General features: G+C 64.9%; 30 protein-coding genes. 2 read left to right on the top strand and 28 right to left on the bottom strand.

What is annotated here, in order from left to right; all coding sequences use genetic code 11:
* Genes RP6297_RS11815 through RP6297_RS11805 form a run of 3 tightly spaced genes read right to left on the bottom strand, consistent with a single transcriptional unit; the run spans nucleotide 1 to nucleotide 2,557 of the window.
* Entirely contained in the window at nucleotides 1-675 is a 675-nt protein-coding gene (locus RP6297_RS11815) for a histidinol-phosphatase (protein WP_009241420.1), read from the bottom strand.
* Between the two features lie 51 nt (nucleotides 676-726).
* Nucleotides 727-1,428, bottom strand: a complete 702-nt coding sequence (hda, locus tag RP6297_RS11810; RefSeq protein WP_004631704.1) for a DnaA regulatory inactivator Hda — start codon at nucleotides 1,426-1,428, stop codon at nucleotides 727-729.
* 58 nt (nucleotides 1,429-1,486) lie between these two features.
* Entirely contained in the window at nucleotides 1,487-2,557 is a 1,071-nt protein-coding gene (locus RP6297_RS11805; protein WP_009241419.1) for an AI-2E family transporter, read from the bottom strand.
* A gap of 163 nt (nucleotides 2,558-2,720) precedes the next feature.
* On the opposite strand from RP6297_RS11805, the gene purM reads away from it, so the two are divergent.
* Nucleotides 2,721-3,776 carry a phosphoribosylformylglycinamidine cyclo-ligase gene (gene purM / locus RP6297_RS11800; RefSeq protein WP_009241418.1) on the top strand — a complete coding sequence of 352 codons (1,056 nt, stop codon included), beginning with the start codon at nucleotides 2,721-2,723 and terminating at the stop codon, nucleotides 3,774-3,776.
* A gap of 73 nt (nucleotides 3,777-3,849) precedes the next feature.
* Here purM and RP6297_RS22825 read toward each other — a convergent pair whose 3' ends face one another.
* From RP6297_RS22825 to mutL, 23 genes are all read right to left on the bottom strand, one after another.
* Nucleotides 3,850-4,023 (bottom strand): hypothetical protein, encoded by a 174-nt coding sequence (locus tag RP6297_RS22825; protein ID WP_009241417.1) that lies wholly within the window; start codon nucleotides 4,021-4,023, stop codon nucleotides 3,850-3,852.
* 304 nt (nucleotides 4,024-4,327) lie between these two features.
* Nucleotides 4,328-4,591: an Ada metal-binding domain-containing protein gene (locus RP6297_RS11790; protein ID WP_009277397.1), complete on the bottom strand. Its 264-nt coding sequence runs from the start codon at nucleotides 4,589-4,591 to the stop codon at nucleotides 4,328-4,330.
* A 6-nt stretch (nucleotides 4,592-4,597) separates the two neighbouring features.
* A complete protein-coding gene (gene ada / locus RP6297_RS11785; protein ID WP_009241416.1) occupies nucleotides 4,598-5,683 on the bottom strand; it encodes a bifunctional DNA-binding transcriptional regulator/O6-methylguanine-DNA methyltransferase Ada in 1,086 nt (361 codons plus the stop codon).
* Nucleotides 5,684-5,778: 95 nt separating this feature from the next.
* The gene (gene ccmI / locus RP6297_RS11780) at nucleotides 5,779-6,678 is read right to left on the bottom strand and encodes a c-type cytochrome biogenesis protein CcmI (protein WP_009241415.1); all 900 of its coding nucleotides are present in this window, start codon (nucleotides 6,676-6,678) and stop codon (nucleotides 5,779-5,781) included.
* The gene (locus RP6297_RS11775; protein ID WP_009241414.1) at nucleotides 6,675-7,145 is read right to left on the bottom strand and encodes a cytochrome c-type biogenesis protein; all 471 of its coding nucleotides are present in this window, start codon (nucleotides 7,143-7,145) and stop codon (nucleotides 6,675-6,677) included. The genes ccmI and RP6297_RS11775 overlap by 4 nt, the downstream gene beginning before the upstream one ends.
* The gene (locus tag RP6297_RS11770; protein ID WP_009241413.1) at nucleotides 7,138-7,680 is read right to left on the bottom strand and encodes a DsbE family thiol:disulfide interchange protein; all 543 of its coding nucleotides are present in this window, start codon (nucleotides 7,678-7,680) and stop codon (nucleotides 7,138-7,140) included. Before RP6297_RS11770 ends, RP6297_RS11775 begins: the two co-directional genes overlap by 8 nt.
* Nucleotides 7,677-9,695: a heme lyase CcmF/NrfE family subunit gene (locus RP6297_RS11765; protein WP_009241412.1), complete on the bottom strand. Its 2,019-nt coding sequence runs from the start codon at nucleotides 9,693-9,695 to the stop codon at nucleotides 7,677-7,679. The genes RP6297_RS11770 and RP6297_RS11765 overlap by 4 nt, the downstream gene beginning before the upstream one ends.
* Nucleotides 9,692-10,162: a cytochrome c maturation protein CcmE gene (gene ccmE, locus RP6297_RS11760; protein WP_009241411.1), complete on the bottom strand. Its 471-nt coding sequence runs from the start codon at nucleotides 10,160-10,162 to the stop codon at nucleotides 9,692-9,694. Before ccmE ends, RP6297_RS11765 begins: the two co-directional genes overlap by 4 nt.
* Nucleotides 10,159-10,311: a hypothetical protein gene (locus RP6297_RS11755; protein WP_009241410.1), complete on the bottom strand. Its 153-nt coding sequence runs from the start codon at nucleotides 10,309-10,311 to the stop codon at nucleotides 10,159-10,161. Before RP6297_RS11755 ends, ccmE begins: the two co-directional genes overlap by 4 nt.
* A complete protein-coding gene (gene ccmC, locus RP6297_RS11750; RefSeq protein WP_009241409.1) occupies nucleotides 10,308-11,093 on the bottom strand; it encodes a heme ABC transporter permease CcmC in 786 nt (261 codons plus the stop codon). The genes RP6297_RS11755 and ccmC overlap by 4 nt, the downstream gene beginning before the upstream one ends.
* 4 nt (nucleotides 11,094-11,097) lie before the next feature.
* Nucleotides 11,098-11,766 (bottom strand): heme exporter protein CcmB, encoded by a 669-nt coding sequence (ccmB, locus tag RP6297_RS11745; protein ID WP_009241408.1) that lies wholly within the window; start codon nucleotides 11,764-11,766, stop codon nucleotides 11,098-11,100.
* Entirely contained in the window at nucleotides 11,763-12,395 is a 633-nt protein-coding gene (ccmA, locus tag RP6297_RS11740) for a cytochrome c biogenesis heme-transporting ATPase CcmA (protein WP_009241407.1), read from the bottom strand. The genes ccmB and ccmA overlap by 4 nt, the downstream gene beginning before the upstream one ends.
* A 54-nt stretch (nucleotides 12,396-12,449) precedes the next feature.
* Nucleotides 12,450-13,037 (bottom strand): cytochrome c3 family protein, encoded by a 588-nt coding sequence (locus RP6297_RS11735; protein ID WP_009241406.1) that lies wholly within the window; start codon nucleotides 13,035-13,037, stop codon nucleotides 12,450-12,452.
* A 12-nt stretch (nucleotides 13,038-13,049) separates the two neighbouring features.
* Nucleotides 13,050-13,553, bottom strand: a complete 504-nt coding sequence (locus RP6297_RS11730; RefSeq protein ID WP_009241405.1) for a nitrate reductase cytochrome c-type subunit — start codon at nucleotides 13,551-13,553, stop codon at nucleotides 13,050-13,052.
* Between the two features lie 40 nt (nucleotides 13,554-13,593).
* Nucleotides 13,594-16,110, bottom strand: coding sequence for a periplasmic nitrate reductase subunit alpha (napA, locus tag RP6297_RS11725; protein WP_009241404.1), 2,517 nt, complete (start codon nucleotides 16,108-16,110; stop codon nucleotides 13,594-13,596).
* Nucleotides 16,082-16,426, bottom strand: coding sequence for a chaperone NapD (locus RP6297_RS11720; protein WP_009241403.1), 345 nt, complete (start codon nucleotides 16,424-16,426; stop codon nucleotides 16,082-16,084). The genes napA and RP6297_RS11720 overlap by 29 nt, the downstream gene beginning before the upstream one ends.
* 88 nt (nucleotides 16,427-16,514) lie before the next feature.
* Nucleotides 16,515-16,679, bottom strand: coding sequence for a periplasmic nitrate reductase, NapE protein (gene napE, locus RP6297_RS11715; RefSeq protein ID WP_009277398.1), 165 nt, complete (start codon nucleotides 16,677-16,679; stop codon nucleotides 16,515-16,517).
* A 157-nt stretch (nucleotides 16,680-16,836) separates the two neighbouring features.
* The gene (locus RP6297_RS11710; protein ID WP_009241401.1) at nucleotides 16,837-17,487 is read right to left on the bottom strand and encodes a DNA-3-methyladenine glycosylase family protein; all 651 of its coding nucleotides are present in this window, start codon (nucleotides 17,485-17,487) and stop codon (nucleotides 16,837-16,839) included.
* A gap of 15 nt (nucleotides 17,488-17,502) precedes the next feature.
* A complete protein-coding gene (alkB, locus tag RP6297_RS11705; RefSeq protein WP_009241400.1) occupies nucleotides 17,503-18,159 on the bottom strand; it encodes a DNA oxidative demethylase AlkB in 657 nt (218 codons plus the stop codon).
* 10 nt (nucleotides 18,160-18,169) lie between these two features.
* Nucleotides 18,170-18,910 (bottom strand): 2OG-Fe(II) oxygenase, encoded by a 741-nt coding sequence (locus tag RP6297_RS11700; protein WP_009241399.1) that lies wholly within the window; start codon nucleotides 18,908-18,910, stop codon nucleotides 18,170-18,172.
* An 80-nt stretch (nucleotides 18,911-18,990) separates the two neighbouring features.
* Nucleotides 18,991-19,518 carry a GNAT family N-acetyltransferase gene (locus RP6297_RS11695; protein WP_009241398.1) on the bottom strand — a complete coding sequence of 176 codons (528 nt, stop codon included), beginning with the start codon at nucleotides 19,516-19,518 and terminating at the stop codon, nucleotides 18,991-18,993.
* Entirely contained in the window at nucleotides 19,515-20,492 is a 978-nt protein-coding gene (miaA, locus tag RP6297_RS11690; protein ID WP_009241397.1) for a tRNA (adenosine(37)-N6)-dimethylallyltransferase MiaA, read from the bottom strand. The genes RP6297_RS11695 and miaA overlap by 4 nt, the downstream gene beginning before the upstream one ends.
* Before the next feature lie 6 nt (nucleotides 20,493-20,498).
* Nucleotides 20,499-22,406: a DNA mismatch repair endonuclease MutL gene (mutL, locus tag RP6297_RS11685; protein ID WP_009241396.1), complete on the bottom strand. Its 1,908-nt coding sequence runs from the start codon at nucleotides 22,404-22,406 to the stop codon at nucleotides 20,499-20,501.
* Nucleotides 22,407-22,531: 125 nt separating this feature from the next.
* On the opposite strand from mutL, the gene RP6297_RS11680 reads away from it, so the two are divergent.
* Nucleotides 22,532-23,179, top strand: a complete 648-nt coding sequence (locus RP6297_RS11680; RefSeq protein ID WP_009241395.1) for a VTT domain-containing protein — start codon at nucleotides 22,532-22,534, stop codon at nucleotides 23,177-23,179.
* Between the two features lie 3 nt (nucleotides 23,180-23,182).
* Here RP6297_RS11680 and RP6297_RS11675 read toward each other — a convergent pair whose 3' ends face one another.
* Together RP6297_RS11675 and murJ are read right to left on the bottom strand one after the other, a co-directional pair.
* Nucleotides 23,183-24,028, bottom strand: coding sequence for a SirB1 family protein (locus RP6297_RS11675; RefSeq protein ID WP_009241394.1), 846 nt, complete (start codon nucleotides 24,026-24,028; stop codon nucleotides 23,183-23,185).
* On the bottom strand, nucleotides 24,028-25,581 hold the full coding sequence (gene murJ / locus RP6297_RS11670; protein WP_037028798.1) for a murein biosynthesis integral membrane protein MurJ: 1,554 nt from the start codon (nucleotides 25,579-25,581) through the stop codon (nucleotides 24,028-24,030). Before murJ ends, RP6297_RS11675 begins: the two co-directional genes overlap by 1 nt.
* Between the last annotated feature and the right edge of the window lie 182 nt (nucleotides 25,582-25,763).

Genomic DNA, 25,763 nt, shown 5'->3' with positions numbered 1-25,763 from the left:
TTAGAAGAGATCCATGATGCGCCAGTTGCGCGCGGCTGCGAGGTTGCGCAGCGTGTCGTCCGGGTTGGTGGCGACGGGGTCGGTCACTTCTTCCAGCAGCGGCACGTCGTTGGCCGAATCGCTGTAGAAGGTACTGCGCTCGAAATCGCTCCAGCCCCGGCCCATGTTGGCCAGCCACTCGTGCACGCGCGCAACCTTGCCTTCACGGAAGCTCGGTGTGCCGGCCACATCGCCGGTGAAGGCGCTGTCCGGTCTGCCGTCGGCGGTGGCCGGTTCGGTGGCGATCAGGTGATCGATGCCGAACGCCTCGGCAATCGGGCGGGTGACAAAGCTGTTGGTGGCGGTGACCACGCAGCACAGGTCGCCGGCGTCCAGATGCTTGTAGACCAGCGCTTGCGCCTGTGGCGTGATCTTCGGACGGATCACGTCGTGCATGAACTCGGCGTGCCACTGGGCGAGCGTGTCGCGGGGGTGGGCGGCCAGCGGTGCCAGGGCAAAGCGCAGAAACGCGTGGATATCCAGCGTGCCGGCCTTGTAATCGGCATAGAACTGATCGTTCTTGCGCTGGTATTCGGACGCATCCACCACGCCGCGGCGGATGAGGAAGCGTCCCCACTCGTGGTCGCTGTCGGTGGGGATGAGGGTGTGATCGAGGTCGAAGAGGGCCAGATTCATGGGGCGCGATTTTACCCGAACGTTACATAACCGGCCGCACCAGGGCCCCGATCACTTCATCAACGCGAGCATGTCGCGCACGAGCGGCAGGGTGACGGCGCGCTTGCGGGCGAGCGAATAGGTGTCGAGGGCGTCCAGCAGGGCCATCAGGCTCGGCATGTCGCGGTAGGAGTGCGTCACGAGCCACTGCGGCACATCGGCCGAAAGCTGCATGCCGCGTTCGCGAGCGGCCTGACGCAGCGCTTCCACCTTGTCGGCGTCGGACAGGGGGCGCAGCCAGTAAACCAAGCCCCAACCCAAGCGGGTGCGCAGGTCTTCACGCAGCGGCATCGCCATTGGCGCGGCAGCCCCGGAGATGGCGATGGCGGCATGCGGGTGCGCGCGCACTTCATTGACGAGGTTGAACACGGCGATCTGCGCCCATTCGTCAAGCCGCTCGGCGTCATCAATGGTCCAGACGGTAATGGTGGGGTCGAATTCGAAGGCTTCGGGCGGGGCGTCGGGTTCCAGCGTGCGGACTTCGTAGCCGCCAGCCTCGGTCTGGGCGCAGATGGCTTGCAGCAGGTGGCTGCGGCCGCTGCCTTCCTCGCCCCAAAGGTAGACCAGGCGGTCTGTGGCGGTGCCGTCCACCACCTGCGGAATCAGGGCGCGCAGGCGCAGCACCGCCTCTTCGTTGCCGGTGGCGACGAAGTTGTCGAAGGTCGGGGCGGGTGTCGCACCGAGTTCGAGCGGGAGCTGTTCGGGTGTGGCCATGAAACGTGGAGTGGAGTCGCCGTACTTTTCAGTTGCCTTCAGTTGCCATGGGTGGCTTTCAGTCCTGGTAGAGCCGGCTGCCGAGGTAAAGCTTCCGGATCTGCCGCAAACCGACCAGCAGCACAGCGCTCATCGGTAGGGCGAGGAGGATACCGAAAAAACCGAACAATTGGCCAAAAGCCAGCAAGGCGAGGATGACCGCCAGCGGATGCAGGCCGATGCGTTCGCCCACCAGGCGGGGCGTCAGGTAGAAGCCTTCCAGAAATTGGCCGATGCCGTACACCACGGCCACTGCCAGCAAGCCGTAGAGGTTGCCGAACTGCAACAGTGCGGCAAGGATGGCCAGCGTAAGCCCCACGCCAAAGCCGATATACGGAATGAACACGGCAAGCCCCGTGAAGATGCCCACCGGCAGCGCCACGTCAAAGCCGGCCAGGGCAAGCCCCGCCGAGTAGTACACCGCCAGCACCAGCATCACGATGATCTGCCCGCGCAGGTATTGGGAGAGCAGGCCATCGGTTTCAGCGGCCAATTCGCGCGCTTTTGGCAGCCAGCGACGCGGCACGGCCGTTTCGACGCGGCGCATGAGCATGTTCCAGTCCATCAGCAGGTAGAACATCACGATCGGCACGAGGAAGAAGAGGCCCAGCACCTGGACGGCCGCCGAGCCCGACACGCGCAGATAAGTCAGTACCCGGGCCACCACGTCGTCCGGACTGGCGGCGAGCTGTTCCGTGAGCAGCGCGCGCAGGCCCGGAAAGTCAAAGCTGACATGCAGGCCCAACTCGTCCAGCTTGGGCGATAGAAACGCGTTGAGCTTGGCAAGCATTCCGGGCAGTTGCTCGCGGATGGCCGGAATCTCCCGCTGCAGGACCGCCAGGATCAGCAGCATCAGCGCCACGCCCACCACCGTCAGCACCAGGATCATCAGAAACACGCCCAGCACGCGCGGTACGCGATGGCGCTGCAGCCATTCCACGCCCGGGTGCAGGATGTACGACAGGATGAACGCGAAGACGAAGGGCGTGAGCGTCGGCGCCAGCGCCTTGAGCAGGGCCAGGAAGACAAGCGCCACGGCGATCCAGGCGAGCGTGCGCTTGGTTTCCTGCGACAGCACGGGGGCGTTCATGGGGCGACGGTTCCGATGGCGGGGGTGGAGGAGTCGGAAAAGCGGCCATCGGGACGGCCGCATCCGGTAAAATCGCGATTTTACTGGACCGGCGGGTCCGATTTTTGTGACTTCCCGCCGCCGTCTCGCTTTCTTTCCCGGTTTTTTCAATTCAGACGACTGTATGAGCGCTTCCGAAACCCCATCCGCATCGACCGGCCTGTCTTACCGCGACGCGGGCGTCGACATCGAGGCGGGTGACGCCCTTGTCGATCGCATCAAGCCGTTTGCCAAGCGCACCATGCGCGAAGGCGTGCTGGGCGGCATCGGCGGCTTCGGCGCGCTGTTCGAGCTGTCCAATAAGTATCAGGAACCGGTGCTGGTGTCCGGCACCGACGGCGTGGGCACCAAGCTCAAGCTGGCCTTTGCGTTGAATCGCCACGACACGGTTGGCCAGGATCTGGTCGCCATGAGCGTGAACGACATCCTCGTGCAGGGCGCCGAGCCGCTGTTCTTCCTGGATTACTTCGCCTGCGGCAAGCTCGACGTCGACACCGCTGCCACCGTGGTCAAGGGCATCGCCCAGGGTTGCGAGTTGGCCGGCTGCGCGCTGATCGGCGGCGAAACCGCTGAAATGCCGAGCATGTACCCGGACGGCGAATACGACTTGGCCGGCTTCGCCGTCGGCGCGGTCGAAAAGCGCAAGATCATCGACGGCACCACCATTGCCGAGGGCGACGTGGCTCTGGGCCTGGCTTCGTCGGGCGCGCATTCGAACGGCTACTCGCTGGTGCGCAAGATCATCGAGGTGTCGCGCCCGGACCTGAATGCCGATTTCCACGGCCAGCGCCTGCAGGACGCCATCATGGCGCCGACGCGCATCTACGTGAAGCCGCTGCTGTCGCTGATCGACAAGCTGACCGTCAAGGGCATGGCGCACATTACCGGCGGCGGTTTGACCGAAAACGTGCCGCGCGTGCTGCAAGACAACCTGACCGCCGTGCTGCACAAGGACGCCTGGACGTTGCCGCCGCTGTTCCAGTGGCTGCAGAAGGCCGGCAACGTGGCCGATGACGAAATGCACCGTGTGTTCAACTGCGGTATCGGCATGGTCGTGATCGTGTCGCCAGCCGACGCACCGGCCGCCATCGCACACCTGAAGGACGCGGGCGAAACGGTCTACCAGATCGGCGAGATCCGCGCACGGCAAGCCGGCGAAGCGCAGACGATCGTGGTCTGACGCGAAGTCCACCTCAACAAAAAAACCGCCGATGTGTTCGGCGGTTTTTTTATGCGCGTTGTCTTGCGGGCGCTTATTTCAGCGGGACGTATTCGCCGCTGGCAGGGTCGTCCTTCCGCAGCGCGCCGGTGTTCTTGTCGATGAGCAGCGTGACGACGCGCGGGGCGGTGTTGGGGTCGCCGCCGCACGCCGGCGTGTGGTTTTCCAGCACTTCGACGCTGTTGTGGGTGTCATCGGCTCGGTCCACCAGGAACGACAGGCATTCCTGCGACAGGGTGGTCAGCTTGTATTTCTCGATGGCGGCGCGGGCCAGGTCGACGGCCTTGGCCTGTTCGGCTTCGCTGACGGCGGGCGCGCTGGCGGCCGGTGCATCAGCGGCGTTGGATAGCCAGGCGCGGGGGCCGCAGGTGCAGAACCGGGGGCGGACGCGGCAGGCTTGTGTGCGTCGTCGGAGCGGCCGCAGCCCACCAGCGCGAGGGAGGTGAGCGCGGCAAGCAGCAGGAATCTGGTCATGATGTGCGGAGCGTGTCGGCGATGTTCAGCCCACGACTTTACCCGCAACCGGCCGATCCTTTCCATGCTGCATACGCCTGTGGCATGCACACGGCGCAGGGCCGATAGCCGGCGTCGCGCGCATCGGCTTCGTTCAGGAAGAACACGCGGTGGCGCACATAACCGCCGCGCGCGATGGCCCGGCGTGCGGCGGCGCAATCCAAGCGGCCATAGATGCGAGCACGCCGATGCCCGCCCAGCGTGCCGGGCACGGCGCTCTCATAAGGCTGGCCGCCGGCGCCGGTGAGCGTCCACGTTCTCACGGGGTTTCATGCAGCGGATTGCGCCTCGCGCTCCAGCAGCGCCAGCTTGCGCTCCACGCCCCAGCGATAACCGGAGGTGTTGCCGTCCCGGCGGATTACGCGGTGGCACGGAATGGCCACTGCGATGTGATTGGCCGCGCAGGCCTGCGCAACGGCGCGGACGGCCTGGGGCGCACCGATGCGCGCGGCAATCTCGGTGTAGCTGGTGGTGCTGCCGGGCGGCACTTCGCGCAGCGCCTGCCACACGCGCTCCTGGAACGCGGTGCCGCGCACGTCCAGCGGTAGGTCCAGGCCGATGGACGGCGCTTCGACAAAACCCACTACCTTCGCGACCAGATCCTCAAAGCCCGCGTCGCCGCCGATGAGTTCGGCCTTGGGGAAGGTGTCCTGCAGATCGCGCACGAGCGCGTCAGGGTCGTCGCCCATCAGGATCGCGCAGATGCCGCGATCGCTCTGCGCGACCAAGATGGAACCGAGCGAGCACTCGCCCACGGCAAAGCGGATCGTCGTCTGTACGCCACCGGCACGGTAGCGGCTGGCCGTCATGCCCAGCACGTTGTCCGACGCCTCGTAGAAGCGGCTGCTGGCGTTGAATCCGGCGTCGTAGATGGCCTCGGTGACGGTGCTGCCGCGTCCCAGTTGCGCGCGCAGCTTGCGGGCGCGATGCGCATCGGCGTAACCCTTGGGCGTCAGACCCGTGACGCTCTTGAACAGGCGATGGAAGTGATAGGGGCTTAGTCCGGCGTCTTGCGCGAGCGCGTCGAGCGTGGGCGGCGTGTCGGCTGCCTCGATGCGTCGGCAGGCCTGTGCGACGAGCGCGGTTTGCTGCGCGCGCACGGTGGTCTGATCCGGGCCGGCGCGGCGGCTCGGGCGGTAACCGGCTGCCTCCGCGTCGGCAGGCGTGTCGAAGAACTCGACATTTTCGGGACGCGGCAGGCGCGACGGGCTGCTCGGCTGGCAATACACGCCGGTGGTCTTCACGGCATAGACGAATTGCCCGTCGGCAGAGGGATCGCGCGCCAGCACGCGAGTCCAGCGCGGGTCGTGTTCGACGAGGGTGGTGTCCGGTACGGGGCGGGCGGAGGATTGCATGACGTCATCCAATGGACTGGGATGACTGTACTGTAGGTGTGGCCCCCTGGCGGGACACTCCGGGTCTTGCGGTCAAATTCGAAGCAGCGCACGCGTCACTTGACGCGGGGTGCTTTTTGCTGATCGGCGCGCGCGGCAGCCAGGTTGGTGGCGATCTGCTTGGCACCGGCAGATTCGGGCGGCAGCAACTGGTAGAGGCGCTCCCAGTGGGCGATGGCATCGCTCACGTCACCACGTTCGACGGCGGCGGAAGCGGCCAGGGCCAGCGCTTTGGGCTCGTCCGGGTCGGCCTTCAGGGCTAGGCGCACCTGCTCGATGGGTGCACCAGCCAGGGTGCCGCCCTGGGCGGTTGCGAGTGCGTCGGCGTAATCGGCACGCAGGCTGGCGACCTCGGGGGCAAGGGCCACCGCCTTCGCATAGGCGGCGACGGCGTCGGCGGGGCGCTCCATCGTGCTGTAGGACCTGGCAAGCAGCGCCCAGCCGGGAGCGTCGTCAGGCGTGTCGCGCAGCCGTTGGGCCAGGCTGTTCACCATCGATTCGATTTGCGCGTCTCCACCGGTGTGGTCGCTGCGGGCGGCGGTCGTCATGTCGCCCGGCATCCACAGCGACGCGGGCTTGCCCAGATGCTGGTAGAGCAGCACAGCAGACGTGGGCAACGCAGCCAGCAGCACTGCGGCGAGCAGAACGGGGCGGCGGTCGGGCCGCGCCTGCGGGGTGCTGGCGGTGCCGGCTGTGTCGTCCAGCAGCCGCCGGCCAAGCTCTGCGCGTGCGTGCGCGTGGCCTGCGGCATCCATAGCGCCGGTGCGCAGGTCGGTATCCAGTTCGCGCAGTTGGTCTTGGTACCAGCGCACCATCTGGCTGCGCACGGTAGGGCTTTGGATGTGCGTACCGCCCGCATCGTTGCGCGCGCGTCGCAGCAAGGGCGTCAGTAGAACCGCCATGGTAATAGCCGTGAGGACGGCCGCGAGCAGCCAGAACAAGGTCATCACGGTCATTGGCGGGAGTCTTCCGGTGGCGACGCGACAAGAAGTGCAGTCAGGCGCGCTTGCGCGTCAGCGTCCAACTCGGAAGGGGCCGGTTTCTGCTGTTTGCGGGACGACACGATGCCGAACACCACTGCCATCAGCAACAGCACCGGGCCGAACCACAGCAGATACGTCAACCGTTTGACGGGCGGCCGATATAGGACGAAATCGCCATAGCGCTGCACGAGATAGTCCTTCACGTCGGCCTCGGTGGCGCCGGCACGCAGTTGTTCGCGAATCTGGCGGCGCAGGTCGACGGCGAGGTCGGCGTTGGAATCGGCGAGGGTCTGGTTCTGGCAGACGAGGCAGCGCAGCTGCTCCGACAGCGCATGGACGCGGGTGTCGAGATCGGTGTCCGACGCTGCGGCACAGGCGGGCGTCTGCAGCACGAACGCAGCGACGCCCGCGAGAAGGAGCGCAGCCAGTCGTTTATGCATGACCACCTTCCTGCTCCAGTTGCTGCAGAAGCGGCACGATCCTGCGTTCCATGGACTCGGCCGTCACGGGGCCGACCTGCCGATAGCGCACTACGCCAGCGCGGTCGATGACGAAGGTTTCCGGCACGCCGTAGACGCCGTAGTCGATGCCGACCTTGCCGTCTGCGTCGATGAGCGACGTGACATACGGGTCGCCCATTTGTTTGAGCCACGCGCGTGCCGCGTCGGCGTCGTCCTTGTAGTTCAGGCCGTAGATCGGCACGGCTGATTGCTTTGCGAACGCGTTCAGCACGGCGTGCTCTGCGCGGCAGGCGGTGCACCACGATGCCCAGACGTTGAGCATCCAGACCTTGCCGCGCAGGTCTTGCGGCGTGAGGGGGCCGGCAGTCGATTCCAGCGCCGTTAGCCTGAACGCCGGTGCGGGCTTGCCGACCAGCGGCGAGGGCAGTTCGCGCGGGTCACGCGACAGCCCCGCCGCCAGCGCAATCACCAGAACAAGGAACGCTGCCAGCGGCAGCACGTAGCGCAGCTTCACCGTAGCTCCTCGGTCGCTGGCATCGCTAATGACGGGCCGCCCCGTGCAGTGTCGGGCGCGGCGCGCGATGACGTGGAGCGGCGGCGCAGCCGGTAGCGGCGGTCGCACACGGCCAGCAGCCCGCCCAGCACCATCAGCACACAGCCTGCCCAGATCCAGCTGACAAAGGGCTTGATGTAGATGCGCATGGCCCAGTTGTCTTGTCCGAGTGATTCACCAAGCGCGACATAGAGATCGCGCGTGATGCCGCTGTCGATGGCGACTTCGGTCGTGGGATTTTCCTGGCTGTGGTACAGGCGCCGCTCGGGTAGCAGCGTGGCCACGGGTTTGCCGTTGCGGCTGACGTCGACATGGCCGCGCAAGACGTCGTAGTTGGGGCCCTGCGCAGGCGCAACGCTGGCGAGGTGGAACATGTAGCCGCCCACCTCCACCTTGCCGCCCACGCGCACCGGCAGCTCGCGTAGCGTCTCCTGGCTGAGCACCAGCGTGACGCCCGCAATGAACACGCCGACCCCCGCGTGCGCCACGAGCATGCCAAAGTAGCTCGGCGGCAGTTGCCGCAGCGTCGTCAATCGATTGCCGGGCTGGCGAAGCTTTTCGGCCAGACTGGCCAGCGCGCTCACAAGACACCATGCGGCGAGCGTCAGCCCCAGGCCCGCCAGCGCGGACGTCCGATACAACACCGCCAGTCCGAGCCCGACGGCAACACTCGCCACTGCTGCCCATCGCAGCCGCACCGCCATCGACGGCAGCGCACCGTGACGCCAGCGTGCCAGTGGCGCGGCACCCATCAGCAGCACCGCAGGAGACATCAGCGGCACAAAGACCTGTTCGAAATACGCTGGCCCGACCGAGATCTTGCCCAGCCGCAGCACATCCAGCAAAAGCGGATACAGCGTGCCGAGCAATACCGTGGCGGCCGCCACCGCCAGCAGCACGTTGTTGGCCAGCAGGAACGATTCACGCGCGAACAGCGGGAACGTCGCGCCTTCCGACGCGTTGCTGGACAACCGCTTTGCGCGCCACGCAAACAGACCGAGGGCGCCGCCCGTTACGATGCCCAGCAACGCGAGGATGAAGAGACCGCGCTTCGGGTCGACCGCAAAAGCATGCACCGACGTCAGCACGCCCGAGCGGACGAGGAACGTGCCGAGCAGACTGAGCGAGAACGTGAAGATGGCCAGCAGCGCCGTCCATGCGCGGAACACGCCGCGCTTTTCCGTCACCGCCAACGAGTGGATCAGTGCTGTGCCCGCCAGCCACGGCATGAACGACGCATTTTCGACCGGGTCCCAGAACCACCAGCCGCCCCAGCCGAGTTCGTAGTACGCCCAGGCGCTGCCGAGCATGATGCCGGTCGTCAGGCATGCCCAGGCGGCGATCGTCCACGGCCGCGACCAGCGCGCCCAGGTGGCATCGAGCCGGCCCGACAGCAGCGCGGCCATCGCAAACGAGAACGCCACGGCAAAGCCCACGTAACCCATGTACAGCATGGGCGGATGCGACACCATGCCCGGGTCTTGCAGCAGCGGGTTGAGGTCGCGTCCTTCCATGGCAGGCGGCAACAGGCGCAGGAATGGGTTGGATGCGAACAGCAAGAAAAGCAGCAGCCCCGTGCTGATGGCGCCCATCACGCCCAGCACGCGCGCCACCACGGGCAACGGAAGTTGGCGGCTGAACAACGACACGGCCAGTGACCACAACGCCAGCATCGCCGTCCACAGCAACATCGATCCCTCGTGTCCGCCCCACACGGCGGCCACGCGATAGGGCAGCGGCAGCGCGCTGTTCGAGTTGGCGGCGACATAGAGCACGCTAAAGTCGTTGCTGACGAACGCCCACGTCAGTGCGCCATAAGCCAGCAGCACCAGCGCGCACTGCATGCGCGCAGCGGGGCGCGCCACGGCCATCCAGCGCTCGCCGTCGCGCGCCGCACCAACCAGCGGCAACACGGATTGCATGGCCGCAGTCAGCAGCGCGAGGATCAACGCGAAGTGGCCCAGCTCGGCGATCATCGTGACGCGCTCCGGGCAGATTCCTTGGCCATCTGTTCCTTGACTTGCGCAGCGCGGCGTACGGCGTCGGCGGCTTCGGGCGGCATGTAGTTTTCGTCGTGCTTGGCGAGCACCTCGTTGGCGACGAAGACGCCGTCCTCACCCAGCCGGCCGCGCGCCACCACGCCCTTGCCCTCGCGGAACAGGTCCGGCAGCAAGCCGCGATAGACGACCGGCACCCCGCGCGCTGTGTCAGTGACGATAAAGCGGATGGTCATGCCGTCACGTTCACGTTGGATGGAGCCGCGTTCGACTAGCCCACCCAGTCGAAAGACTTGTGCCACAGGCGCTTCCTTGGCGGCGATCTGGCTCGGGCTGAAGAAAAATACCAGATTGGAGCGGAACGCATTCAGCGTGAGTGCGGTAGCCGCACCTGCGCATACCAGTGCGGCGAGCAGGATGCCGAGACGGCGTTGTCTGCGTGTCATTGATCGCGGCCGTCAGGATGGGGATGACTGGCGCGATTGGTTGCGCGCCAGCGGCGGGCGAGCAGCAGCAACTCGGCCGCGATGCAGATGGCGGCCACGGCAAACGCGCCCGCAATATAGTCGACGTGATTGACGGAGAGCTGGCTCATGCCGGTGTGGTTGGGTTGAGGTCATCGTCACCGCGTTCGCGCATGATGCAGCGCACGCGAATCAGCGCCACGCAGATGCTGTACATCCAGCACGCGAGCGTCATCAGCAACATGCCGAGCAACATCGTCATCGCCATCGACGGTGCCGCCGTCAGGCTGATGGACGCGCCTTGGTGCAGCGTGTTCCACCACTGCACCGAGAAATAGATCACGGGGAGGTTGACTACGCCGACCACGGCCAGCACGGCGCAGGCGCGTTCGGCGCGGAGCGGCTCTTCAATGGCGCTTTCCAATGCGATGAAGCCGAGGTACAGAAACAGCAGCAGCAACTCCGACGTCAACCGCGCATCCCATACCCACCACGTGCCCCAGGTCGGCTTGCCCCACAGCGCGCCGGTCCACAGCGCAATGGCGGTGAAGAGCGCACCCGTGGGTGCGAGCGCCGAGGCCATCATCGAGGAAAGCCGGGTGCGCAGTACCAGCCCCAGCGCGCAATAACCGGCCATCACGAGGTAGATGAACATCGACATCCACGCGGCCGGCACGTGCAGGAAGATGATGCGATAGACCTCGCCCTGCTGCGCATCGGTGGGCGCCACCACGAAGCCGACGTAGAGGCCGGCGACGAGGAACAAGAGAGCTGCTGCACCAAACCACGGTGCGAGCTTGCGCGCGAGCGGATCAAACCGCACGGGCGACGCATACGCGAGCCAGTTCCAGCGTCGCGACGCAGGTTGGCGCACGGCGATGGGCGTGGTGTGGAGTCCGGATCGATTCGTCATCGGGTCATTCCACGGCAATGCGCAGCCCGGCAGCCGTGGCCAGCGGGCAGACAAACAATGACAGCGCCAGGCAAGCGCCCAGCAACGACAGATGCGGCATGACATCGAGCCCCGCGTCTGCAGCGGATCCGGCGCCTGCGCCAAACACAAGAACGGGCACACAGAGCGGCAGTACGAGGATGCACAACAGCGCTGCCCCGTTGCGCACGCCCAGAGTGAGCGCCGCGCCTACAGCACCGATCAGCGCAATGGCCGGCGTACCGATCAGCAGCGTGGCGGTCAGCAGTAGCGTTGCATGCAGCGGTAGGCTGTACTGCTGGGCCAGGATGGGCGTCAGCAGCAGCAATGGCAGACCACTCGCGAGCCAGTGCGCTGCGATCTTCGTCAGTACGATCAGCGCAAGCGGGTGCGGCGACAACAGCAGTTGATCCAGGCTGCCATCGGCGTGTTCCTGCGCAAACAGCCGAGAGAGCGAGAGCATCGACGCCAGCAGCGCCGCGACCCACAGGATGCCCGGCGCGAGCACGCGCAACTGCTGCGGGTCGGGGCCGATGGCCAGCGGGAACAGGCTCGCCGCAATGACGTAGAACACCACGCCGCCGACAAGGTTGCCGCGCCGCCGCCATGAGAGCGTAAGGTCGTGCAGCAGGATGGCCATCAGCATCGGCTTCATGCGATGCCTCCCAGCCTGAGCACGCGATTCGCCCCTTGCGGGCGCGACAGCAGGTGGTGCGTGGCCATGATCGCCATGCCGCCTGCACGCAAGTGCGCATCGAGCTGCGCGGTGAAGAGGCTGACTGCATGATCGTCGAGCGAGGCGATCGGTTCATCGAGCAGCCACAGTTCGCGCCGCGCGAGCAGCAAGCGCGCCAGTGCCACCCGCCGGCGTTGGCCTTGCGAGAGCTTGCGCACGGGCGTGGCGGCAAGCTTGCCGAGTTCGAGCGCTTCCAGTGCGAGCCCGATGCCAAACGGCTCGGTTGCCGAAACGGGCAATCCGGCCAGTTGCATGGCCAGACGCAGGCTCTCCGTCACAGTGAGATCTGGGTCGATACCGTTGGTGTGGCCAACATAGCAAAGCGTATTGAGGAAGGCAGCGTCGCCGCTGCGCACTGGCGCACCATGCCAAGTGAGCGAGCCGCTTGCCGGTGCCAGCAGGCCACAGAGCACCCGTAGCAGGGTGGTCTTGCCGCTGCCGTTCGCGCCCGTTACCTGCACCAGCTCGCCCGCCGACACCGAGAGGTCCAGCTCGCGGAAGATCCGGCGGCCGGCGCGCGAAAACGTCAATTGGCTGGCAACAAGCACGGCAATAGGGGCTGAGTCAAACGGGGTCTGGCACCGGCAGCACGTTCACGTGCTTTACTCGGTCTTCATCTTCGACATGTCGGGCAGATGGTGCGCAATACCCTTGTGGCAGTCGATACAGGTTTTCTCTTTGCTGCCCAGATACTGGGCGTGCATGGCCGACGCGCGTGGGCTCTGCCGAGTGAAGTCCATCGATTCGTAGTTGTGGCAGTTGCGGCATTCCAATGAATCGTTGGCCTTCAGCCGATCCCATTCATGCTGTGCCAGTTCAAGCCGGTGGGCCTCGAATTTCTCGCGCGTGTCGATGGTGCCGAAAATCTTGCCCCACACTTCCTTGGAGGCCTGCATCTTTCGTGCAATCTTGTTCGTCCAGGCGTGCGGAACGTGGCAGTTCGAGCAGATGGCGCGCACACCGCTGCGGTTGGTGTAGTGGATGGTGCTCTGCAGCTCCTGATACACGTTCTCGTGCATTTCGTGGCAACCCGTGCAGAACGCTTCGGTATTGGTCACTTCCATCGCGGTGTTGAACGCGCCCCAGAACACCACGCCGGCAACAAAGCCGCCCAACGTCAGAAAGCCCAGGCTGAAATACGCGCTGGGCCGGTTGATGGTGCGCCAGTAGCGCTTGATCAGGTCGAACATGACTGCATCGCCTCAGTTCTTGCCAACGCTCTTGCCATCAGGCTTGCGTTTGAGCAGTTGATCGACATCGACAAACGTATTGGTGACAAGCGGCTTGGCGTCGGCCTGCGGCACGTGACATTGCGTGCAGAAGAAGCGGCGCGGCGAAACGTCGGCCAGTTGATGGCCATCGCGGTCAACGTAGTGCGTGGGGCTGATCGCGATCGCGCGCATCTCTTCGGCCTTCGTACGCGCGTGGCAGGACAGACAACCGTTGTGGTCCTTATTGATCTGATACATGTAGGTGCCGTCGATCTTGTGCGGAATCGTCGGCGGCTGCCCGGTGTAGTTGCGCTCGCGGCGCACGTCCTTGTTCTCGGTGGGATACAGGATCGGCGGTGTCGTTTCGGCGGCAATCGGCGTGGGGCCGCGCATGGCGTCGACCACGCCTTGAGCTTGCGCGGGCAATTGGGCAAGGGTCGCCAGGAGCAGCGCACAGATGGCGGCTGGCAGTCCCAAGAGTCGGCTGAGCTTCATGACGTTTTCCTGTTGCGCGTGTGTCGTCTGCCCGTGCTCGTCAGACCTTCACGATCTTGACGGCGCATTTCTTGAAATCCGTCTGGAGCGAGATCGGGCAGGTTGCATCCAGTGTGACCTTATTGATGAGCTGGCTCGCATCGAACCACGGCACGAACACCAGGCCCTTCGGTGGCTGGTTGCGGCCGCGTGTTTCAATGCGGGTGCGCATCTTGCCGCGCCGCGAGATCACTTCGACCTCGACACCACGTCGCAGTCCCAGCGCTTTCGCATCTTCCGGGTGCATGAAGCAGACCGCGTTCGGGAAGGCGCGATACAGCTCGGGTACCCGGCGCGTCATCGAGCCCGAGTGCCAGTGCTCCAGCACGCGGCCGGTCGACAACCAGAACGGGTATTCCTTGTCTGGCACTTCCGGTGGGGCCTCATAGGGCAGGGCGAAGATCACCGCCTTGCCGTCCGGGTTGCCGTAGAACTGGTAGCCGGTGCCGGCCTTGACGTACGGATCGCTGCCTTCCTTGTAGCGCCAGCGCGTTTCCTTGCCGTTGACCACCGGCCAGCGCAATCCGCGCGCCTGGTGATAATCGTCGAACGGCGCCAGGTCGTGGCCGTGGCCGCGCCCGAAGCTTGCGTACTCCTCGAACAGGCCCTTCTGCAGGTAGAAGCCGAACGCCTTGGCTTCGGCATTGTTGTATTCCGGGTCGACGTCCTTGAGCGGGAACCTGTCGACATTGCCATTGCGGTACAGCACGTCGTAGAGCGTCTTGCCGCGCAGCTCCGGCTTTTTGGCGATGAGGTCTTCGGGCCAGACTTCTTCCACCTTGAAACGCTTGGAGAACTCCACCAGCTGCCACAGGTCGGATCGCGCCTCACCCGGCGCATCAACGAGTTGATGCCAGAACTGCGTGCGGCGCTCGGCGTTGCCGTAGGCGCCTTCCTTCTCAACCCACATCGCGCTCGGGAGGATCAAGTCGGCGGCCAGTGCGGTGACGGTCGGGTACACGTCCGAAACAACAATGAAATTCGCCGGATTGCGGTAGCCCGGGTAGCCTTCCTCGTTGATGTTGGCGCCGGCCTGCATGTTGTTGTTCACCTGCACCCAGTACGCGTTGAGCTTGCCGTCCTTCAGCATGCGGTTTTGCAGTACCGCGTGATAGCCGGGCTTTTCAGGGATCGTGCCGGGCGGCAGCTTCCAGATGTGCTCGGCTTCTTCACGGTGCTTCGGGTTGGTCACCACCATGTCGGCCGGCAAGCGGTGCGAGAACGTGCCCACCTCGCGCGCGGTGCCGCATGCCGAAGGCTGGCCCGTCAGGGAGAAAGGGCTGTTGCCAGGTGTGGCGATCTTCCCTGTCAGCAGGTGCAGGTTGTAGATCATATTGTTCGCCCAGGTGCCGCGGGTGTGCTGGTTGAAACCCATGGTCCAGAACGACACGACCTTGATCTTCGGATCGGCGTACAGCTCGGCAAGCTTCTGGAGCTGCTGCTTGAACTCCTTCTCCTTGCTCTTGTCCGGGTTCGCCAGCTTGGCGGTGTAGTCCAGGTCGTACGTCGAGACGAACTTCGCAAACTCGTCGAACGAGATCGGCTTGGAGTCCCCCACCCTGTCGGCGTTCTTGGCGGCCTTCTGCAAGGGGTTGTCGGGCCGCAGGCCGTAGCCGATGTCGGTCACGCCCTGCTTGAAGACGGTGTGCTTGTTGACGAAGTCCGTGTTGACCTTCTTGTTGGTGATGATGTAGTTCGCGATGTAGTTGAGCATCGCGAGATCGGCTTGCGGTGTGAAGACGATCGGGATGTCGGCCAGATCGAATGAGCGGTGCGTAAACGTCGACAGCACCGCGACCTTCGTCTTGGGCGCGGAGAGGCGCCGGTCCGTCACGCGCGACCAGAGGATGGGGTGCATCTCCGCCATGTTCGAGCCCCACAGCACGAACGCGTCGGCGACTTCGAAATCGTCGTAGCAGCCCATCGGCTCGTCCATGCCGAACGTTCGCATGAAGCCGGCCACGGCAGAGGCCATGCAGTGGCGCGCGTTGGGGTCGAGGTTGTTCGAGCGGAATCCCGCCTTCATTAGCTTGACGGCGGCGTAACCCTCAAAAACGGTCCATTGACCCGAGCCGAACATGCCGACAGCGGTCGGGCCCTTTTCCTTGATGACGCGCTTGAACTGCACCGCCATCTCGTCAAACGCGCGGTCCCAGGTGACAGGCGTGAACTCGCCGTTCTTGTCGTACTTGCCGTTCGTCATGCGCAGCAGCGGCTGGGTCAGCCGGTCCTTGCCGTACATGATCTTGGAGAGGAAGTAGCCCTTGACGCAGTTCAGGCCCCGATTGACCTCGGCCTTCGGGTCGCCCTGCGTGGCCACCACGCGATTGTCTTTGACGGCCACTTCAACGCCGCAGCCCGTGCCGCAGAATCGGCAAGGCGCCTTCGACCACTTGAGCTGCGTCAGCTCTTTGTCGGTGACGAGGTTGGCGGCGCCAGCAGGAAGCGTGACGCCGGCCACCGAAGCGGTCGCGGCGGCAGCGGTCTGCTTAATGAACGCGCGGCGAGAGACTTTCATCGTCCATTTCCTCATGCATGGCGTCGGCCATTTCGTTGTGCTGGTAGATCAGGGCGGTGTTCAGCACACCGTCGATCTGCTGAATGAACGTCAGGTGAGCTGCGATGGCGCGCGAACTGGGCGCCTCAAGCGTGACTACGAGCTTGCCGTTATCGCTGGCTGCATGGATTTCGCTGCCGGCGATGCTTTCGATGGATTCGCTCACCCGTGCAATATGGGTTGGCCGCGTCTGGACCAGAACGCCGGCGATGTGCCACTCGTCGTCATCGAGTGGCGCCGGCCGAACGGGGATATCTATTTTTTTTGTGTTTCGCATGACCGTGTTCTGGCGATGAACGCCTTTTTCTAATCAGTGCTGCGCGAACATACAACCCGACTCGCCCCCGGAACCCCCCGGGCGTATTTCAATGCGTTGGCGGACCGCTCAGCAATTGCGTTGCCCAGACGATAAATCCATATCCGGCCACGATAATGACGGAAAGAACCGGCACCATGACGGCCGTCAGAAACAGAAAGCTCCGCAGCTCTTCGGATTTACGTTGCGCGTCGACGTTTTGGGGCTGTTCCACGATGACTCGACCAATGAGGGCGGCGCTAATGGCGCGAACGTTTTCCAGTAAAGTGAACGTCGCAAGGGAATTCAAGGTTTTTGCATGATCCCGGCGTGACATATATCGCGCAAGCAATATGTCGTCGTGGCGTGATCTAGCGCAAGATTTGCCGGATTCACGAGCCTGAAACATTGACGGGCACGCGCCATAAGTACCAGGCCGCGACGGTTCGATACGGGCTCCACGCAAGACTAATCGTCTCCATCTGCTTGCGTGTGGGCGTGGCATCGAGCCGCTTCAAACGTCGGTAGCCATCGCGCACGCCGAAGTCGTCTGCGGGCAAGATGTCCGAGCGCTCCAGCGTGTAGATCAGCAGCATTTCGACCGTCCACCGGCCAACCCCGCGCAGTGTCACCAGCCGCTCGATGAGGGCTTCATCCGGCATGGCGAGCGCTTGCTCACGCGTGGGCACGATGCCGTCGAGCGCGGCTTGTGCGATGCCGCGAATGGTCGCCAGTTTGGTCGCAGAGAAACCGCAGGCGCGCAGCGCTGCCTCGTCGGTGGCAAGCACCTGTTGCGGTGCGGGAAACGCGGCGGCCGGATAGAGCGCGATGAACCGGCCGAGGATGGCGTCACCCGCCTTCGCGTGCAGCTGCTGATAGGCGATGGCGCGGATCAATGCTTCATAGGGCTCGCGCGCAGGCTTGGCGGCGTGGCCGCAGGGCCCGACGGCGGCGACGTGGCGCGCCCAGTCTTCGTCCAGCGTCGCCAGAAAAGTTTCGGCCTGTCGGTAGGCGCTTTCGGACAGGTCTGCGGCGATGGTCATGCGGGGGTTTGGCGGTCAGCCGGCCTTGCGGAACGTGAGGTTGATGCGCTGGCTGCCCAGCATTGCGTGTGGGTGGTCCTTGAGCGGTGCAATCCCGTGATAGCGCAGGCGATCCGGGCCACCCCAGACGACGACATCACCGTGAAAAAGAGGAATGCGTTGCGGTCTGTCGGCGCGGCGATGTCCGCCAAACAGAAAGACCGCCGGCATGCCGAGTGACACTGAGACGATCGGCGCGCCGTAGTCCTGCTCGTCTTTGTCCTGATGCAGCGACATGCGGGCGCCGGGTACATAGCGGTTGATGAGGCAGGCGTCTGGCGTGAAGCCGTGGAAGCCTGCTTCGGCGGCCGCGTTGTGCGCGAGACGCAGGAACACATCGGGCAGCGGCGGCCAGGGGTTTCCTGTGAGCGGGTCGTGCGTGGCATAGCGGTAGCCGCGGCGGTCTGATGTCCAGCCCAGCGCGCCGCTGTTGGTGAGCGCGACTGACATCTCGAAGCCACCCGGCGTGACCATGTGCCGAAACGCGGCCTGCTGCGCGATGGCGTCCACCGCCGCGATCAGGCCCGGCGCTTCCGACAGCGCAAAGCCGCGCAAGACAAACGCCGCCTCGCCGAGCGCAATGCGCGCGTCGTCAGCGGGTGAGTGATCGGCAAACAGATCGCCGGTGGTCATGGTGAGCAGGCTACAGAGCGTCGTGGAAGATGATGCCCACAGTATGCCGCTGACCCGAGCGCAGGCGGCTCACACCGTGGCGCATGTTCACGCGATACGTACCGCGCGTGCCTTGTACGGGCCGATGGTGCACCGCAAAGACCACCGCATCGCCTTTGCGCAGCGGCACCACTTCGGGCCGCGACTGCATCCGCGGGCGCTGTTCCGTCATGACGAACTCGCCGCCGCTGAAATCGACGCCCGGTTCCGACAACAGGATGGCGACCTGCAGCGGGAAGACGTGTTCGCCGTAGAGGTCTTGATGCAGGCAGTTGTAGTCGCCGGGGCCGTATCGCAGCATCAGCGGGGTGGTGCGCAGCTGGCCGGCTTCATGACAGCAGCGCAGGAAATCGGCGTGCTTGGCTGGATAGCGCACGTCGATATCCATAGCTTCGTTCCAGCGGTTGGCGATAGTCGCCAGCGGCGGATAAAGCGACGTGCGCAGCTGCGCGATGAGGTCCGGCAGCGGATACGCGAAATACTGGTATTCACCGCGCCCGAAGCCATGGCGCTCCATCACTACGCGCGAGCGAAACAGGCGGTCTTGCGGGTACAGCGCGGTCAAGGCGTTGCAGGCGTCGTCGTCCAGCAGGCTCGGCAATACGGCGCTGCCGGCGTCGTTGAGGGCGTCTTCAATGGCGAGCCAGTCGATGCCGTCAAGGGTTGGGCGGCGCCGCGCGCTGACATGCGCGGCGGCGGTGGAAGGCGGCATATGCGCTCCTTTCGGAGATTCGGTACGCCAAGCCTACGCTCACCGGAGCGCGCGCGACACTCCGGAGCTTGCGGTCAAATTCAGGCCGGTGCGGCCAGGCTGGCGGGCATGACCGTGGCGGCCAGCTTGGTCAACGCGTCGCCTGTGGCGCGGCAGATGCGCCACTCGGGCAGCACATCGGCGCCCATGGCTTCGTAGAACGCGATGGACGGCGCATTCCAGTCCAGCACGCTCCATTCGAAGCGGCCGCAGTCCCGCTCCTGCGCCAGGCGCGCGAGGTGGATCAGGAGTGCCTTGCCGATGCCCAGGCCGCGGTATTCGGGCTCGACGAAGAGGTCTTCCAGATACAGGCCCGGCTTGCACAGGAAGGTCGAGAAGTTGTGGAAGAACAGCGCAAAGCCCACGGCCCGGCCGTCGACTTCCGCCAGCACCGCCTCGCAGTACGGGCGGGGCCCGAACAACATCGTCGCCAGCGCTTCGGGCGTGGTCCGCACCAGGTGCGTGAGCTTTTCGTATTCGGCCAGCGCAGAGATCAGGCGAACGAGCGAGGCGCAGTCGTCCGGCGTGGCAGGGCGCAGCGTGAAGCGGGTCGCTGTGGTGGCGGTCATTGTGATTGGGATTCCAGTGAGGTTTGGACCAGGCGCGCAACCTGGTCGACGTAATCGGATGCGAGGCAGTCGACAACGTGCCGCTCGGGCGTGCTGCGCAGCCACGTGATCTGGCGCTTGCAGAGCTGGCGCGTTGCGGCGATGCCTTGTTCACGGAGGGCAGCCATGTCGATTTCGCCTTCGAGGTAAGCCCACGCCTGGCGATAACCGACGCAACGGATGGACGGCAGCGTGGGCGAAAGATCGCCGCGGCGGCGCAAGCCCTCCACTTCGTCGAGCAGGCCGCCGGCGAGCATCGCGTCAAAGCGCTGTGCGATGCGCGCATGCAGCACGAGGCGATCGGACGGTTCCAGCGCGATCGTCAGATACGGCGCGGCTGCATCGTGCTGCTGGAACGCATTCGCGCCGACTTCGCGTGCGAGCAGGGCAGACATCGGCTGACCGGTCAGACGATACAGCTCCAACGCGCGCTGGATGCGCTGCGCGTCGGTCGCGTGCAGTCGCGCGGCCGTCACCGGATCGACCTGCGCCAGTTTGGCGTGCAACGCCGGCCAGCCATCGCGGGCGGCTTCGGCATCGATCTCCGCGCGGATGGCGGGATCGGCGCCGGGCAAATCGGAGAGCCCTTGCGTGAGCGCCTTGTAATACAGCATCGTGCCGCCGACGATCAGCGGCAGCCGGCCGCGTGCGCGGATGGCATCGATCAGCGCATTCGCATCGTTGGCAAACTGCGCGGCGGAATACGCATCGAGCGGATCAATGATGTCGATCAGGTGATGCGGCGCGATGGCCTGTTCTTCGGCGCTGGGCTTTGCCGTGCCGATGTCCATGCCGCGATACACCAGCGCCGAATCCATGCTGATGATCTCGACCGGCCAGCGCTCGGCCAGCTTCAATGCCGCGGCGGTCTTGCCGGACGCGGTCGGGCCGAGCAGGCAAATCGCGCGCGGGGCGCTTGCAGCGGACGCAGTCATCGGAATTTACTGGCCACGCAGGAAGAGGCGATCCAGGTCAGCCACGGTCAACTGGATCCATGTCGGGCGGCCGTGATTGCACTGGTCGGCGCGTTCGGTGGCTTCCATCCGGCGCAGCAGCGCGTTCATCTCGTCCAGGTTCAACCGGCGATTGGCACGCACGGCAGAGTGGCACGCCAACGTGGCCAGCAGCTCGTTCTGGCGTTCGGCCAGCACGCGCGAGCCGCCGTACGCGTGCAGATCGCGCAGCACGTCGCGCGCGAGCGCCTGCGCATCGGCCTTCTGCAGCAGTGTCGGCACCGATCGCACGGCCAGCGTGGTGGGCGACACGGCGGAGATGTCGAAGCCAAGCAGCGTGAGCGTGTCGCGGAATTCCTCTGCGGTGCCGATCTCCACCGGGCTTGCGGCAAACGTGACGGGAATGAGGAGCGGTTGCACCTCGACACGCTTGGTTTCCAGTGCGGTCTTGAGTTGCTCGTACAGGATGCGCTCGTGCGCGGCATGCATATCGACGAGCACCATGCCGCGCGTGTTCTGCGCCAGCACGTAGATGCCGTGCAACTGGGCCACGGCAAAGCCGAGCGGGTGCGCATCGTCGTCATCGGCGGGTGGTGCAGCGACCGGCTCTGCAACAGCAGCAGGCGCTTGCGCGGTCGCGGTGCCGCCGTCGAACAACGTTGCCGCGCTCGGCACGTCGGTCATCCAGGCGGGGCGCATCGCCGGCATGGGCGTGCTATCGCCGCGCATCATCGACAGGTATTCCGCACGCGGCTGTGCAATGCCGAGCGACGTCTGCCGCGCGGCCATCTGGTTGATCCAGCGCGTGGTGTTGTCGGCGGGCGAGGGCGCCGTCGTGACCCCGGCGACTTCGGGCGCAGCGGCGATGTCGGTGCGCAGGCTGTCGCCCTGTTCGCCGGCGTGGCGGGACAGGGCGCGCTGCACCGCGTGATAGACGAACTGGTGCACCGCGCGGCTGTCGCGGAACCGCACCTCGATCTTGGACGGGTGCACGTTGACGTCCACCGCTTCGGGCGGCAACTCCAGGCACAGCACGTAGGCGGGGAAGCGGTCGCCGTGGAGCACGTCTTCGTAGGCGCTGCGCACGGCATGCGTCAGCAGGCGATCGCGCACGAAACGGCCATTGACGTAGAAGAACTGGTGGTCGGCCCTGCCGCGCGAGGCGGTCGGCAGGCCGGCAAAGCCGAACAGGCGCAACTCGCCGGCCGATTCCTCGAAAGGCAGGCGTGCGCGGGCGAATTCGGTGCCGAGCACGGCTGCGGAGCGTGAATCCGCCTGTGTGGCGTTCCAATGCTCCAGCGGCTTGCCGTTGTGATGCACGGAGATGGCCACGTCGGGCCGCGCCAGCGCGGTGCGGCGGATCACTTCCATGCAATGGCCCAGCTCGGTCTGCTCGGTCTTCAGGAATTTGCGGCGCGCCGGCGTGTTGAAGTACAGATGCTGCACATCGACGGTGGTGCCGACACCGCCAGAGGCCGGCTGGGCCCGCCCGGTTTGCGCGATGATCTGCGTGGCGTGGGCGTCATTGGCGGTGCGCGACGTGAGCGTCAACTCCGCCACCGAGGCAATCGAGGCCAGCGCCTCGCCCCGAAACCCCAGCGTCGCCACCGATTCCAGCTCTTCCAGCGAACCGATCTTGCTGGTCGCATGCCGCATCAGCGCGACGGGCAGTTCGTCGGCCGGAATGCCGACGCCGTTGTCGGTGATGGCAATGCGCCGTACGCCGCCTTCCTCCAGCTTGATCTGGATCTGCGTGGCACCGGCGTCCAGTGCGTTTTCCAGCAGTTCCTTGACCACGGACGCCGGCCGTTCGACCACCTCGCCGGCCGCGATCTGGCTGATCAACTGGTCGGGAAGCGGGCGGATGGGGCGGCGGGAAGTGAAGGCGGAAGTCATCGCGGCATTATAAATGTCACGCCCTGTGCGGCGCACCGACGCAAGCCCCGCCAAGGGCTAGGGGAAATCTAAGTCACATCCGGTATCATTTCCCGCTCGTTCAGGGGGATGGTTTGGATATCGTGATGCAATTGGTCGACATCGTGCTGCATGTCGACAAGTCGTTGGGCTTGCTGATTCAGCAATACGGCGCGTGGGTCTACGTGCTGCTGTTCGCCATCGTGTTCGCCGAAACCGGCCTCGTGGTGCTGCCTTTTCTGCCGGGCGACACGCTGCTGTTCATTGCCGGGGCCATGTGCGCCACGGGTCAGATGGATGCCTGGCTGCTCATCGTATTGCTAGTGATTGCCGCCACAACGGGCAACACCGTCAACTATTTCGTCGGCTCCTGGATCGGCCCCAAGGTATTCGACGGTCACATCCGCTTCCTCGATCACGAAGCGTTGATGAAAACGCACGGCTTCTATGAACGTCACGGCGGCAAGACGCTGGTGATGGCGCGCTTCATCCCCGTGGTGCGCACGTTCGCGCCGTTTGTGGCGGGCGTGTCGAAGATGACGTTCGCGAAATTCCAGCTCTTCAACATGATCGGCGCCGTGCTGTGGGTGGCGATCCTGGTGCTGTCGGGCGAGGCGTTCGGTAATGTGCCCGTGATTCGCGATCACCTGAACACGATCGTGCTGATCGGCCTGGGCGCGGCGATCGTGCCACTCATGCTGGGCGGGCTGTGGAAGTTGCTCAAACGCCGTCGCGGCGCCGTCGCTCAGAAGTAAGCGTCAGTTCAGGTTCTTGCTCATGGCGCGCAGCGTTGGCATGCGCTCCTTGAGCTTGGCCGTGTCGGCTGCATCGGGCCGGGCATCGACGTACGCTTCGAGATCTTCCAGCGCGGGCCGGAAGCACTCCAGATTGGCGTAGGCCAGCCCCCGGTCGCGCACCTCCTCAATGGAATCGGGGAGCAGAATCACCAGCCGCTGTTGCACCGCCAGCAGGCGCTGCCAGCGCGATTCCTGCAGGTAGATCGCCTTCAGATTGCGCAGCATGCGCGCGATGATCTCGCGATGCGTGGCCACTTGCAGGAACACCCCGAGCGGCACCGAGTTCGGGTCTTCGATGCCTTCCTTTTCCAGGTACGGGTCGAGCATGTCCTGCAACTCTTCCTTCGACAGTGTCTGCCCCGTCAGCGGATCGAGCACGACCTCGCCCGCAGGAATGCTCATGCGCACCAGGAAGTGGTTGGGGAAAGACACGCCCTTGAGCGGCAGGCCGATCTGCTGGCCGATTTCCATCAGCAGCACGGCCAAGGAGATCGGAATGCCGCGCCGGCTCTGCAGCACCGCATTCAGATAAGAGTTCTCGGGGTCGTAGTAATCGTTTGCATTGGGGCCGAAGCCCAGTTCCCGATAGAAGAACTGATTGAGCAGGCGCAGGCGCTGGATGGCGGGCGTGCCCTCGGCGATGCGGTTTTTGATCCGCGCGACAAGCACGTCAATGGCGGCCAGCTCTGCCTGCAGGTCCAGATCCGGATACGCGTCCTGCGCAATCGACAGGGCGGTTTCTGTGAGGGGGATGCTGTCGTCGTCCGCGACCAGGGCCGAAAAATAATCGAGGACTTTAGTGGTCATCAGATGGCCTTTTTTCGGAACGTGGAGAACTTCAATCCGGTGAGCCACAGTGTACCGAAATAGACCACCGTGCACAGGACCAGGCTTGCCCCGAGCAGCGCGATGCGCACAAGCGGCTTGGCGCCCAGTCCCACCCAATCGAAATTGTGGGCGAGCCACAGCAGCGCCCCGGCCAGCAGCAATACCGCCGACATCACCTGCGCGATGAACAGCCCCCAGCCGGGCAGCGGATGGTAATAACCGCGCCGGCGCAGGCCGAAGAACAGCAGCGCCGCATTGATGGTCGCGCCAAAGCTGATCGACAGCGCCAGCCCCGCGTGCCCGAAAATCGGCACGAAAACATAGTTGGACAACTGCGTCGCCACCAGCACCACCAGCGCAATCTTTACCGGCGTGCGAATGTCCTGCCGCGCATAGAAGCCGGGCGCCAGGATCTTGATGACAATCAGCCCGATCAGCCCGACGCCGTACGACGTCAGCGCCTGGCGCGTCATCTCGACGTCCATGCCGTTGAATTTGCCGTAATGAAACAGCGTGGCCGTGAGCGGTGCGCCAAACACGAACAGCCCCACCGCAGAGGGCACCGCAAGCAGCACGGTCAGCCGCAGGCCCCAGTCGAGCAGCGATGAGTACTCTTCACGGTTGTTGTCGGCGCTGGCTTTGGACAGGCTTGGCAGCAGGATCGTCCCGAGCGCCACGCCCAGCAGCGCGGTGGGGAATTCCATTAGCCGGTCAGCGTAGTTCAGCCACGACACGCTGCCCGTGGGCAAGCGCGACGCAATGTTCGTATTGATGATCAGACTGATCTGGGCGACGGATACCGATAGCGTGGCCGGCAACATCTGCTTGAGCACGCGTCGTACGCCCGGGTGGTGCCATGCCGCCCGCACGTTGATCGACACGCGCGGCAGCATCCCGACCTTGCGCAGCGAAGGAATTTGAATGGCGAGTTGCAGGATGCCGCCTACCATCACCGCGTAGGCCTGCGCGTAGATCGGCGTTTCGAGGTGCGGCGCCACAAACACCGCCGCCACGATGAACGACAGGTTGAGCAGCACGGGCGTGAAAGCCGGCACCGCGAACTGCCGCCAAGTATTGAGAATGCCCGACGCCAGCGCCACCAGCGACACCAGCCCGATGTACGGAAACATCACGCGCGTCATGAAGATCGCCGAGATGTAGGCCTGGCTTTCGTGCTCTTTGAAACCGGTCGCGACGGCGGTGACGATCAACGGCGCGCCAATCACGCCCAACGCCGAGATGATTACCAGGAACCACGTCATCACCGTCGCTACGGAGTCGACCAGCGCGCGTGTTTCAGCTTCGCCCTGGCGGTTCTTGAATTCACCCAGGATCGGCACGAACGCTTGCGAGAACGCGCCCTCGGCCGAAAGCCGGCGCAGCAGGTTGGGGATACGGAAGGCGACGTTGAAGGCGTCGGTGTAAACCGAGGCGCCGAAAGCGCGGGCGATCAGCGTCTCGCGAATGAGCCCCGTGATGCGCGAGAGCATCGTCAGGCCGCTGATCGTGGCGAGGGTTTTGAGGAGATTCAAGATGAATGCGTGGTTGGGCGCCGCCAGGGAGGCAAACACGGCGATGGCGGTCTGACCGACAGCACCATGCGGGGTTCGCGCCCGGCGTGACGAACGTGACCGGAGGACACAATTGCGGCCGTATTATAGGGATCGGCTCACCACGCGCCTAAAAGTGCCGCAGAAGCCCCAAACTGCACGTA

This window comes from Ralstonia pickettii (genome assembly GCF_016466415.2).
GTDB classification, from domain to species: Bacteria; Pseudomonadota; Gammaproteobacteria; order Burkholderiales; family Burkholderiaceae; genus Ralstonia; species Ralstonia pickettii.
Note: the sequence above shows the minus strand (reverse complement) of the source record. Positions and strands in the feature narration are given on the sequence as shown.